Origin of the sequence: Ichthyobacterium seriolicida (genome assembly GCF_002369955.1) — a bacterium.
Classification (GTDB): Bacteria; Bacteroidota; Bacteroidia; order Flavobacteriales; family Ichthyobacteriaceae; genus Ichthyobacterium; species Ichthyobacterium seriolicida.
The window spans coordinates 1,719,967-1,733,369 of sequence record NZ_AP014564.1 but is presented as its reverse complement, the minus strand read 5'-3'; the positions used below and the strand labels follow the sequence as shown (position 1 = coordinate 1,733,369).

Sequence of the window (13,403 nt, the reverse complement as noted above, 5' to 3'; positions counted from 1 at the left end):
TAAAAAAGGGGCATAAAAACACCCCTTTTTTGGAAATTAAAATATTTTGAATCTATCCCATATGTTATGAAATCGTAATAGCATCAATGGCTGTCTTAGCAGCATCAATAGCTGTCTTAGCAACATCAATAGCCGCCTTAGCTTGTTCAATAGCATTCTTAACTTCAGTAGCTTTATTTAAAGCCTCAGTAGCAGCGTTCTTAGCAGTCCCAGCGTCAGTAGCAGCTTGTTCAGCAGCAGTTTTAGCAGCAGCATCCTTAGCACTAGGGTCGACGATAGCATCAACAGCAGTTTTAGCAGTCTCTATAGCTTGTTTAGCTTGTTCAGACTTTTGGACAGCATCAGTAGCTTTTTGAACAGTAGTATCAGCAGCATCCTTAGCTAATCCAGCCTTAGTAGCAGCTTGGGTAGCAGCAGTCTTAGCTTCAGTAGCTTTTTGGAGAGCATCATTAGCAGCATGGCTAGTTAAAGTAGCAACCAAATCCTCAACGGCAGTTTTAACTTTTGCAGCCTCAGCAACAGTAGTTTGAACAGCTTGCTGAGCTTCTTCAGCCTTAGTAGCAGCATCAGCAGCAGTAGTTTTAGCAGCTTCAGCCTTAGTAGCAGCATCAGCAGCAGCGTTTTTGGCAGCAGTGGCGTCTGCAGTATCTGTACTTAGAGCAGTAACTAAAGCATCAACAGTATCCTTAGCAGTATTAGCCTTAGTAGCAGCATCATCAGAAGTAGATTTAGCGTTTCCAGCTTGAGTATAAGCAGTCTCAGTAGCAGTTTTAGCTTTTTCAGCTTCATCAGAAGCTTTGGCAGCAAGAGCCTTAGCAGCTTCAAGCTGAGCTTTTTTAGCAGCAGCTTCAGCAGCTTGTTGAGCAGTCTTAGCAGCGTCCTTAGCGGTCTCAGCTTCAGTCTTAGCATTTACAGCTTTTGTAGCTTCAGTAGCAGCAGTATCAGCAGCTTGTTTAGCTTGTTCAACATTAGTATTAGAAGCTTCAGCTGCATTCTTAGCATTTTCAGCAGTATCTTTAGCTTGTTTAGCCTTATCAGCAGCAGCTTTAGCAGCTTGAGCCTGAGTAGAAGCAATCTGAGCTTGTTTAGTAGCATTTTCAGCAGCTTGCTGAGCTTGTTCAGCAGCAGTCTTAACATCAGCAGTTGTAGAAGAAACTAAACTATTAACGGAATTAAAAGCAGTCTCAGCAGCAGTCTTAGCTTTTTCAGAATCAGTCTGAGCTTGTGCAGCTGTATTCTTAGCATTTTCAGCAGCATCTGAAGCAGTATTAGCTTTTTGAGCTTCATCGGTGGCCTTATCAGCAAGGGCTTTAATAGCTTCAGTCTGAGCTTTTTTAGCAGCAGCTTCAGCTTCAGTCTTAGCGGTCTCAGCCTCAGTCTTAGCATTTTCAGCTGCGTTCTTAGCATTTTCAGCTTTTTGAGCTTCAGAAGTAGCAGTATCAGTCGCAGCCTTAGCAGTGGCAACATTAGTAGCACTAGTAGCTGTATTTTTAGCATTTTCAGCAGCATTTTTAGCTTCTCTAGCCTTATCAGCAGCAGTCTTAGCAGCTTGAGCCTTATTAGTAGCAGTTTGAGATTGAGCAACTGCAGTATCAGCAGCATTTTTAGCTTGAGTAGCAGCAGTCTTAACAGTTTGAACATCATAAGAAAGTAAATCTTTAACAGCTTCAGCAGCAGCTTGAGCTTGAGTAGACGCAGTAGTGGCAGCATCTTTAGCTGCCTGAGCAGCAGTTTCAGCAGTTTGAGCAGCATTAGCAGCAGTTTGAGCCTTCCCAGCTTCAGTAGTAGCCTTTTGAACGGTAGTAGTTAAAGCATCAGCTTGAGCTTGCCTAGCAGCAGCTTCAGCATTTTTTTGAGCAGCAACAGCAGTATCCTTAGCGGTCTCAGCCTGTTTCTTAGCTTCTTCAGCTTTTTGAGCTTCTTCAGCAGCTTGCTTAGCTTGTTCAACATTAGTATTAGAAGCTTCAGCTGCATCCTTAGCCTTATCAGCAGCAGTCTGAGCTTCTGTAGCCTTGGTAGCAGCTTCAGTAGCAGCTTGCTGAGCTTGTACAGCAGCGTTTTTAGCAGCTTGAACATCAGAAGAAAGTAAATCTTTAATAGCTTCAGCAGTAGCTTGAGCTTGAGTAGACGCAGCTTCAGCAGCTTCCTTAGCAGCGTTAGCAGCTGTAGCAGCAGTTTGAGCCTTCTCAGCTTCAGCAGTGGCCTTTTGAACGGCAGCAGTTAAAGCATCAGCCTGAGCTTTTTTAGCAGCTTCCTCTGCAGCTCTCTTAGCTGCATCAGCTTTGGTGTTAGCATTGTCGGCAGCCTGTTCAGTTTCATTAACTTTAGTTTTAGCTTGAGCTAAAGCTTCATGAGTAGCAGCATCAGAAACAGCCGTAGTAGCAGTAGTAACTGCTGCTTTAGCAGCTTCAACAGCTTTAGTAGCTTCAGTAACAGCAGCCTCAGCAGTAGACTTATCAGTTAAGGAATTAACAAGCTCAGAGGCTGCAGTAGCAGTAGTAGAAGCACTATCAGTAATAGTTTTAGCAGCATCTATAGAAGCCTTAAGTTCCTCTTTAACTTTAGAAATAGACTTTTTGTAAAAAATTGCTTTATAATTTTTTATAAAAGTTTTTTTCTCTATTGTATAAGTGATTGGAATAGTAGCTTCATAAGTATTTTCATCATTTTCGTTTTTTTTGAAAGAAACTGTAGTTGGAGTAGTTGGAGAAGGGATGTTTTTGTAAGTATCCTCATCGCCATCTGGAATTACTCTATTAAATCCTACAGTTATATCTAGGTCAATACTCTCATCAGCAACTTCATTTTTTAGATTTGGACTTTCTGCAGAACCAAATGTTATGGTTTGGTTTAGATCATCAACAGATGGATTAGTAAGATCAGAATTTGCTAAAAGCTTATCATTAGCCTTAATTGCAGTTTCAGAAGCCTTAATACCATCGGGAGCTCTAAAGGCTATAACTCTATACTTTTTAACTGATTTGTCATCATCAGCTGTAACAGTATATTCTACACCTGATTGTGATAAATCAAAAACATTTTCAGTAATAATGATTTTTCCAAGCTCTTGAGCTGAACTACTCTCAGGATTTATAGTCGTATTTTCGGATATTTCAATAGTAGGAGTAAAGCTTTCAGAATCAGTGTTTACACCATGAGGCAATAATAAAACATAGATTTTTTGTCCATTTGATTCAATAACTTCAGCTTCTATACCAGCATTTCCTATTTGAGGATTTTGAGATGCATCTAATTTTAGATTTATAATTTCTTTAGGAATTGTGCTTTCAGAATTTTCTTCATCTGGAATGACATTTTTCTTATCACATGAAAATGTAAAAAGAATTGATAATATGAGCAATGATGCTTTTTTTAGATTAAATATTTTCATAATTCAACATTATTTATGTTAGTTTCATAACTACGAAGATAGTTTAGATTTAGATAAGCATGAAGAAAAAAATATTAATTGAGTTTAGTTTTTCAGACAAATCTGATTTAATGGCATTAAAAAAGGGGCATAAAAACACCCCTTTTTTTGAAAATTAAAATATTTCGAATCTATCCATGTTATGTAACAGTAATAGCTTCAATGGCTGTCTTAGCAACATCAATAGCCGCCTTAGCTTGTTCAATAGCTGTTTTGGCTAAATTAGCTTTTTCAGCAGCAGTATCAGCAGCAGTCTTAGCTAACCCAGCCTTAGTAGCAGCAGCTTCAGCAGCAGTCTGAGCTTCAGTAGCCTTAGTAGTAGCATTAGCATCAGTAGGGTTAATAGCATCAACAGTAGTTTTGGCAATTTCTATAGCTTGTTTAGCTTGTTCAGCTTTATTAGCAGCTTCAGTAGCATTTTGAAGAGCAGTATCAGCAGCTTCCTTAGCTTCTTTGGCCTTTTCCAAGGCAGAATCAGTAGCAGTCTTAGCGTCAGTAGCTTTTTGGATAGCATCATTAACATCATCGCTAGTTAAAGCAGCAACCAAAGCCTGAACAGCAGTTTTAACTTTTGTAGCCTCATCAACAGTAGTTTGAACAGCTTGCTGAGCTTCTCTAGCCTTCGTATCAGTATCATCAGCAGCAGATTTAGTGGTTCCAGCTTTAGTAACAAGATCAGCAGCAGTAGCTTGGGCAGCAGTAGCCTTAGTAGCAGCATCTGAAGAAGTATCAGTTATAGCCGCAACTAGAGCATCAATAGTGTCCTTAGCAGTATTAGCTTTAGTAGAAGCGTCAGTAGCAGCTTGCTGAGCTTCAGTAGATTTAGACTTAGCAGCCTCAGCAGCAGTTTTAGCTTTTCCAGCTTCATTAGAAGCCTTGGCAGCAAGAGCCTTAGCAGCTTCAAGCTGAGCTTTTTTAGCAGCAGCTTCAGCTTTAGTCTGAGCATTTTTAGCCGCATCCCTAGCAGTTTCAGCTGCATTCTTAGCATCTTCAGCTTTTTGAGCTTCAGCGGCAGCAGTTTCAGCAGCTTGCTTAGCTTGTTCAACATTAGTATTAGAAGTTTCAGCTGCATTCTTGGCAGCTTCAGCAGTAGCTTGAGCTTGAGTAGACGCAGATTCAGCAGCTTGCTTAGCTTGTTCAGCCTTAGCAGCAGCTCTAGCCTTAGTAGCAGCATCAGCAGCTCTAGCAGCCTGAGCAGTAAAGTTAGCAGCTCTAGCAGCTCTATCAGTATCTCTATCAGTATCTCTATCAGCATCTCTTACAGCTCTATCAGCATTTCTTGCAGCTCTATCAGCATCTCTGGCAGCTCTATCAGCATCTCTTTCAGCTTCACCAGCAGCTCTAGAAGCTTCAAAAGCTATATTAACAGCTCTACCAGCAGCTTTGCCAGCAGATATAGCAGTATTAGCAATAGTTTTAACTTTTTCTTCATCAGCAGCCTTAGCAGCTTCAAGCTGAGCTTTTTTAGCAGCATCATCAGCAGCAACCTTAGCGGTATTAGCGGCTTCTTTAGCTTTTTCAACGGCTTTCTTAGCTTCTTCAACTTTAGTCTTGGCATCAGCTAAAGCTTCAAGAGTAGTAGCAGCCTCAACAGCTTGAGTAGCATCCAAGACAGCCTTAGCAGCAGTAGCAATTGCTGCTTTAGCAGTAGCTACAGTAGCCTCAGCAGTAGACTTATCAGTTAAAGTTTTAACAAGCTCAGAGGCTGCAGTAGCAGTAGTAGAAGCTTCTCCAATTTTAGTTTTAGCAGCATCTATAGATGCCTTTAGTTCTTCTTTAATTTTAGAATTAGATTTTTTATATATAGTAACTTCATAATTTTTTACAAAAGCTTTGTCTTCTATTGAATAAGTGATTGGAACAATGGCTTCATAAGTATTTTCATCACCTTCTTTCTTTTTGAAAGTAGCTTTAGTTGGAGTAGTTGGAGGAGGGATATTTTTGTAAGTATCTTCACTCCCATCTGGGATTACTCTATTAAATTCTACAGTTATACCTAATTCAATACTCTTATCAGCAACTTCATTTTTTAGATTGGGGTTTTCTAAAGAACCAAATGTTATGGTTTGGTTTAGATCATCAACAGATGGATTAGTAACATCAGAATTTGCTAAAAGCTTATCATTAGCCTTAATTGCAGTTTCAGAAGCCTTAATGCCATGGGGAGCTCTAAGTGCTATAACTCTGTATTTTTTAACTGAGTTATCTCCATTGGCTGCAACAGTATATTCTACACCCGATTGAGATAAATCAAAAACATTTTCAGTAATAACGATTTTTCCAAGCTCTTGAGCTGAACTATTCTCAGGGTTTATAGTAGTGTTATCAGATATTTCAATCGTAGGTTTAAACTCTTTACTTTCAGCACTTACACCATGAGGTAATAACAAAACATATATTTTTTGTCCATTAGATTCAATAACTTCAGCATTTATATCAACACTACCTATTCCAGGATTTTGAGATGCGTCTAATTTTATACTGATTATCTCTTTAGGAATTGTGCTTTTAGAATCTTCATTTTCAGGAATGACTTTGTTCTTATCACACGAGAACGCAAAAAGGAGTGACAATACAAATAACAATACTTTATTTAATTTAAATATCTTCATAAATTTCAACATCATTTATGTTAGTTTTTAAACTACAAAGGTAGTTTGTGTTTATATAAGCATGGAGAAAAAAAATATTAATTGAATTCAGGTTTTTAGTTTTAATCAATTATTATTCTGTTTTTTTAATTGGTCTTATTTACTTTTGCACCTTTAACTTTAGAAATGCAGACTAAAAAAGTTACTCCTTTAATGAGGCAGTACTCTAGTATAAAGGCCAAGCATCCCGATGCTATGCTCTTGTTTAGAGTAGGAGATTTTTATGAAACTTTTGGAGCTGATGCTGTAGAGTGCTCTCGCATATTGGGCATAGTCCTTACTAGCAGATCGAATGGCTCTGCCTCTGAAGTAGAATTAGCTGGTTTTCCTCATCACTCTCTGGATAATTATTTGCCAAAATTGGTAAAAGCGGGCAAAAGGGTTGCTGTATGTGATCAATTGGAGGATCCTAAAATGGCTAAAACCATAGTAAAAAGAGGAGTCACCGAATTGGTAACCCCAGGTGTTACATTTAACGATCAAGTATTACAGAGCAAGACTAATAATTTTTTGGCTTCTGTTTTTTTTGATAAGGATAAAATAGGAATATCGCTTTTAGATATTTCTACTGGAGAATTTTTAATATCCGAGGGAAATGCCGATTATATAGATAAGATCCTTAAAAACTTTAATCCCAGTGAAGTACTTTTCATCAAGGCTAAGGAATCTTTTTTCAAGGAAAATTTTGGAGACAAATACTATCATTTTGCTCTTGAAGATTGGGTTTATCAATTTGAATATGCTCATGAAAAACTATTAGATCATTTTAATGTAGCTTCCTTAAAAGGATTTGGGATAGATAAACTCAACTCAGGTATAATAGCCTCTGGAGCTATATTGCATTATCTCTCCGAAACGCAACACAATAGATTAAAACATATCACATCTATAAAGCGCATAAAGCAAGACAAATACATGTGGGTCGATAGTTCTACTATAAAAAATTTAGAATTAGTCAATCCTATCAATAGAGATGGTCATACACTGTTGGAAATTATAGATAAAACTATATCTCCCATGGGCGCTAGGCTCATGAATAGATGGATTATGTTGCCTTTGAAAGACATAGCTGAGATAAAAAAGAGACAATATATAGTCAGTTTTTTTGTTCAAAATCAATCAGAGATAGACAGATTTAGTTGTGAAATAAAACTAATAGGCGATGTAGAACGTTTAGTGTCAAAGATATCTACTGAGAAGATTTCTCCTAGAGAAGCAGTTCAATTAAAAAGATCTGCTGTGGCCATTATGGCTATAAAAGAGATGTCTTCTAAAATTGAAAATGAGATTATAAAACACATAAGTCTTCGATTCACTGATTGTTCTTTGTTGATAGATAAGATAACATCGACTTTGAACGATGATGCTCCAGTAAATACAACTAAGGGGGGAGCTATAAAATCAGGGATTTCAAAGGAGTTAGACGAATTGAGATATATAGCTTTTTCTGGAAAAGAGTATTTGAGAGAGATGACCGAAAGGGAGATTAAAGCAACTGGCATATCTTCTTTAAAGATTTCTTTTAACAATGTATTCGGCTATTATATAGAGGTTAGAAATACTCATAAAGACAAGGTTCCTGAAGATTGGATAAGAAAGCAAACTCTAGTTAGTTCAGAGAGATATATCACCAAAGAGTTGAAAGAATATGAAGAAAAAATATTAAATGCTGAAAGTGAAATCATTCGTTTAGAACAGAGTATTTTCAGTGAATTGATAAACTTTTTGAGCGATTATATAGATCATTTTCAGAATAATGCAAAATTGATATCCCTCTTAGACTGTTGTATTTCAATGGCAAAGGTCAGTTTGGATAATGATTATGTGCTTCCAGAGATAGATGACAGTCTTGTATTAGATATAAAGCAGGGGAGGCATCCAGTCATAGAAAAGCAACTTCCATTGGAACAAAAATACGTCGCTAACGATCTCTATTTAGACAATACCGATCAACAGATAATTATGATTACAGGTCCTAATATGTCTGGTAAATCTGCTATTTTAAGACAGACGGCATTGATAGTTTTATTAGCTCAAATAGGTTGTTATGTGCCGGCTAAAAGTGCTAGAATAGGAATAGTAGATAAGTTGTTTACTAGGGTAGGGGCCTCCGATAATATATCATCTGGCGAATCTACTTTTATGGTAGAGATGAATGAAAGTGCCAATATCTTAAATAATATTTCCCAGAGAAGTCTTATTCTTTTAGATGAGATAGGTAGGGGAACTAGTACTTATGATGGTATATCTATAGCCTGGGCCATATCTGAGTATTTACACGATCATAAAGACAGGCCTAAAACCTTATTTGCCACTCATTATCACGAGCTAAATAAGATGACCGAAAAGTTCGAACGCATAAAAAACTATACTGTTTCTATAAAGGAATTAGAAGATAGAGTGTTGTTTATGAGGAAATTAATACCAGGAGGAAGTCAACACAGTTTTGGAATACATGTAGCCAAAATGGCTGGAATGCCTAGTTCTGTCATAGATATAGCTAATGATATATTAGAACAGTTAGAAAGATCTAGATCTAAAGATGATATCAAAATAAGTAGAGACAGTAGTGCTAAAGAGCCTGCTATTGCTGCTCTTAATCGTAGTAATAAGCAATTAGATGCTATTAAAGGTGAATTGCAAGATATTGATATAAATGCACTAACCCCAATAGAATCTATGTTGAAATTGATAGAAATAAGAAAAAAAGTATTAGAGAATTAATCTGTAGATTCTCGTAAATTGATATAAAAATAATTGTAATGCATAAAACATCAGAGGAATACGATTTGGTTATCAGACGTTCTAGGGATATCTTCTCGGCAAAGATGTTAGATTACTGTAGTACTTGGCGTACTTTGAGTCTTCCTTCATTAACAGACCAAATTTTTATAAAGATACGACGTATAAAGACTATTCAAAATAAGGGGGAGCAAAAAATAGATGATAGCATCTATTCAGAGTTTATAGCTATGTTAAATTATTGTGTGATGGCTTTAATAAATTTAGAAAAAGGTGTGGTAGAATCTCCAGATATGAATTTGGAAGAGACAATGGAGAAATACGACAATCACATTTTAATGACAAAGGAGTTAATGTTAGATAAAAATCACGATTATGACGATGCTTGGAGATCCATGCGTGTCAGCTCTATTACAGATTTGATATTTCAAAAAGTTCTGAGGATAAAGAATATAGAAGATAACGATGGAAAAACTACAATCTCAGAAAATGTAGATTCTAATTATCAAGACATTATAAATTATTCTGTTTTTGCAATGATACGACTAGGATATCCAGTATAGTACTATCAAAGACAAAAAAATATTTACACACTTTACGTTATAGTGTTGTTTATTTTTTCCACTTGAGCGATTCCATTATTTCTTTTATATCTTTTTTTATGTACTCAACTGCTGGGGCTATGGAATCTTCATTTGGTTTACTGTAGAAATATAGAGAACCATTCAATATATTCGAAACGCTGTCGGTCAACAAGAATTGTATTGGAGAGGCTACCTCTCCTCTTACTTCATAGAGTGTGCCGTATTTGTTATTTTTTCTGTCTTCAAAAGGATTGTCCTTAATGCCTGATGCCTTTACTATATGGTGATACGTCAGTTTTTCAATTTCCTTTAGCACTACTTCAGTATTGTTTTTTAAGCTTTTATAGGTCATATAAATAGTAGCTTCCATATTTGGATAGTAAATATCTATACAGTTATTATCTTTTGTAATTAAAACACTTTGGTTAGATAAATTAAAGGAATAAGGAATAATAGGATTACTATACATTTTGTAGGTTGCTTTGTCATATGTAAGTCTAGGCCATCCACTTTTTTTAGGGGTGACAAATTCTTCTTCACAAGACAATAGTGCAAATATTGATATGATAACAATAATGTAGTTTTTCATGTTATAATACTGACCTTTATGCTTTTTATCCTTTTCTCATCTAGATTTTCTATCTTAAATATGAAATTTTCGAAGTTCACTGTTTGATTTTTTTCAGGGATGCTCCCAGATATTTCTAGTATAAAACCTCCTAATGTTTTTGCATCTCCTTTTGACTCTTCCATTTTAGAGTTATTATCTATACCTAAAATTTTATAAAAATCTATAAGAGAGGTCTTGGCATCGAAGATATAGTTGTCCTTATCTATTTTACAGTATTTTATTTCATCATCGTCAAATTCATCACTTATATCGCCCACTATTTCTTCTATGATATCCTCTAGAGTTATTATTCCATTTGTGCCGCCGTATTCATCTACTACTATTGCCAAGTGATTTTTTTTCTCTTTAAAGTCTAATAATAATTGATATATCTTTTTATTTTTCGTTGTAAAAAATGCAGGTCTAATTAAAAAATCCCACTTAAAATCTTCCTTTTCATCTATGTATGGCAATAGATCTTTTACGTAAAGCACACCCTTTATATCGTCCAAATCGTTGCCATATACGGGTATTCGTGAGTACCCTTCATCTAATAGAAGCTCTGTGATCTCTGAATATTTCATCTTTATGGACAGGGCGAATATATCCAATCGATGTTTCATAATTTGTTTAGCCTCTTTCTCTCCAAAGGAAATTATATCTCTCAAAATTTTTTGTTCTTCTTTGGAAGATTCCTCTTTGGATGTGAGTGCTAATGCTCTAGAAAAATCACTGTTATGAACAGATTTATTTTTAATCTTAATTCTGTTTTCTATTAGGTCGGATGATTTTAGTAGTACCTTACTGATAGGAGAGAGTATTTTTATCATAACCTTGACGTATTTGGCCATGAACATTGAAAAGTTAACAGCGTTTTTGTTAGCATAAACTTTAGGAATTACCTCTCCAAATAATAGTATTAAAAATGTTACTGATATTACCTCTATAAAAAATACTGCAACTGAATTGGTTATATTGCTAAATAATTTTTGACATATATATGTAGATGTCATTATAATAGCTATGTTGAAAAAATTATTCGCAATTAATATTATAGATAGTAATTCTTCTGGTTTTTTTAATAACTGTTTTACAGTTTCCATCTCTTTATTTCCTTCTAAATCATTACGAGATAATGAAAAAAAAGCTACTTCTGTTCCAGATATAAATGCAGAACAAGTCAACAATATCATTGTTATCAAAAATGATAGCAGTATATAAAATTGATCTGCAGTTATGAAAGATAAATTAGTGTAATCCAAAATTTAAAAAATTGTTTTAGTTTTTTAAAAACGCTTTGTAGCCCTTACCATTTATAAAAATGGTATAACATATTTGTGCAATAAGTGTAAGGTCACAAGATTGTTTTTTTTCATGTTCAAAGTTATTTTATTTCTACTGTTTTTAGAATGGCTTCTAATTCTAACATCATATTTTTTTTAGGAGTAGAAGGAGAATATATAAATCCATCTAGACATATCACTCTGTTATTTTTTATGTCTTTTATGAGATAATTTACAAATGGACCTCCCATAAAATCTTGTTTCATTTCCCAGACTCCTCTCATCTCCACAGCGGTTTTGTGGTTTATATCTACAGTATCTACGTAGGGAATATAGGCTTTATCTATTTGCATATAGGCTCCAACTATATCACTCTTCACATTTTTTTTTGTGACGCTATCTCTTAGATATACAGGGTTCACATATTGAAAATTAACTTTGTCGGTTATAGGGATTATATACAACATGATACTAAAAGTAGATTTTCTTGTCTCTTTTCTATACCAAAAAAAATTATCTGTGCTATCTGCTCTAAAATAAGAATTAGGGATTTTGATATCTATATTTTTTCTATTTAGTTCAGGAACTAGATATAGTTTAGACTCGTCGATATTTTTTTGTAGATATTTTATGTCGTGATCCATGTAATTATATACAATATTCTCTGCGTTTTTTTCTATTAGTTCCATTAAACTCTCTATATCATTTCCATTTAATTTTTGAACAATTTGAGGTTTGGCATATAAGTCTATATGTTTTTCATAAACGACTTTTTCATTAGATGTATTACCTACAAATAAAATGTTTTTGTGTTTACTGAATATATCATTATTTTCAGATGTTTTTAATATTCTAAATATAGGCTCATTTTGAGGTAATCCCTTTTTATTTTTTGCTAATATTTTTCTCAGTGTTTTTCCAATGGAAAAATTCCACAGATCATCGTCTATCACTATGACTAATTCTCCAGTAGAGCCTACCGATTCAGGTAGGAATATATCTTTTTTAGAATTATCATCAAAACAACTAATTAAACTCAGTAGAGTTAATATTATAAAGTATTTCATCATGTTATATAGTAGAGTCACTTTGTTTTTTCTTTGAAACAAGCAATGTAATTATTGCAAAAGTTCCAGATATTATTGCTAACAGAGTATGTGTAGAGTGTGTTATAGTTGCAAATAATAGGCCAGTGTTATATTCTATTTTTAATGAATATAAGGCTATGGTAACTATATAATGAAATGATCCTATGCCTCCTGGAACTGGAATTATCATTCCCAATGATCCCACTAATAATATAAATAGACCATCTCCCATACCTAGGTGAGATGTGCTAGGAATAGAAAAAAACATCAAAAAGGTCATTAAATAATACATCAACCATATGAAAACGGTATGAAATACAAATGACCATTTTTGGTCTAAGTGTAGAATAACATTAAAGCCTTCTTTTATTCCAGAGATAAACGTTTTTATTTTTAGGAAAAAAGATGTTTGTAATATCAATTTTCTAAAAGAGAATAATACAGATGATATTACAGTAATTATAACGATAGAGTAGGGGATTATGTAGTAATACTTTTCAGGATTAAATTCAGTTTTGGAAATAAAGTGATATATCAGATCATATTTAAATATCAATGATATAACCGCTAGGATTACTATCATTATCAAATCTATGGTTCGTTCTAAAAATATTGTTCCTAGGGTTTTATTTACTGGGACGCCATCGGTATAATTTATATATGTACATCTGAATATTTCACCTGCTCTTGGCAGGATTAAGTTTGTGATATAAGTAATAGATATAGCATTGGTGCTTGTCATGAGTGAAATGTCATATCCCATATGTTTTGATAGATAACACCAGCGCTTAGCCCTACTTATATAGGCTAAATAACCCATTATAAAAGATGATAATACAATTAACAAATTGGCCTTTTTGAGTTCAGAGATCATATCTGAAAAATTCACATCTGAGAACACCAAATAAAACATGAAAAAGCCTATAGATATAGATAATAAATACTTTATTATATCTATTGTACTTTTATCTCCATTGAGAATTGTCATTTACTCATAAGTTTTTACAACTTCAAA

Annotated in this window: 8 protein-coding genes; 2 read left to right on the top strand and 6 right to left on the bottom strand. The window is 34.5% G+C overall.

Features of this window, described 5'->3' with window-relative positions:
• Positions 1–64 precede the first annotated feature (64 nt).
• The gene (locus tag JBKA6_RS07615; protein WP_157776985.1) at positions 65–3,391 is read right to left on the bottom strand and encodes a hypothetical protein; all 3,327 of its coding nucleotides are present in this window, start codon (positions 3,389–3,391) and stop codon (positions 65–67) included.
• A 179-nt stretch (positions 3,392–3,570) separates the two neighbouring features.
• A complete protein-coding gene (locus JBKA6_RS06635) occupies positions 3,571–6,042 on the bottom strand; it encodes a hypothetical protein (RefSeq protein ID WP_096687056.1) in 2,472 nt (823 codons plus the stop codon).
• Positions 6,043–6,207: 165 nt separating this feature from the next.
• Here JBKA6_RS06635 and mutS point away from each other — a divergent pair, with 165 nt between their 5' ends.
• The gene (gene mutS, locus JBKA6_RS06630; protein WP_231952049.1) at positions 6,208–8,805 is read left to right on the top strand and encodes a DNA mismatch repair protein MutS; all 2,598 of its coding nucleotides are present in this window, start codon (positions 6,208–6,210) and stop codon (positions 8,803–8,805) included.
• A 38-nt stretch (positions 8,806–8,843) separates the two neighbouring features.
• Positions 8,844–9,386, top strand: coding sequence for a DUF1599 domain-containing protein (locus JBKA6_RS06625; RefSeq protein WP_096687054.1), 543 nt, complete (start codon positions 8,844–8,846; stop codon positions 9,384–9,386).
• A 49-nt stretch (positions 9,387–9,435) separates the two neighbouring features.
• Here JBKA6_RS06625 and gldD read toward each other — a convergent pair whose 3' ends face one another.
• From gldD to JBKA6_RS06605, 4 genes are all read right to left on the bottom strand, one after another.
• A complete protein-coding gene (gene gldD / locus JBKA6_RS06620) occupies positions 9,436–9,996 on the bottom strand; it encodes a gliding motility lipoprotein GldD (protein ID WP_096687051.1) in 561 nt (186 codons plus the stop codon).
• The gene (gene gldE / locus JBKA6_RS06615; RefSeq protein WP_231952048.1) at positions 9,993–11,279 is read right to left on the bottom strand and encodes a gliding motility-associated protein GldE; all 1,287 of its coding nucleotides are present in this window, start codon (positions 11,277–11,279) and stop codon (positions 9,993–9,995) included. The genes gldD and gldE overlap by 4 nt, the downstream gene beginning before the upstream one ends.
• A gap of 122 nt (positions 11,280–11,401) precedes the next feature.
• Positions 11,402–12,367, bottom strand: a complete 966-nt coding sequence (locus JBKA6_RS06610; protein ID WP_157776984.1) for a DUF4837 family protein — start codon at positions 12,365–12,367, stop codon at positions 11,402–11,404.
• A gap of 4 nt (positions 12,368–12,371) precedes the next feature.
• Positions 12,372–13,376: a lysylphosphatidylglycerol synthase transmembrane domain-containing protein gene (locus JBKA6_RS06605; RefSeq protein WP_096687047.1), complete on the bottom strand. Its 1,005-nt coding sequence runs from the start codon at positions 13,374–13,376 to the stop codon at positions 12,372–12,374.
• Between the last annotated feature and the right edge of the window lie 27 nt (positions 13,377–13,403).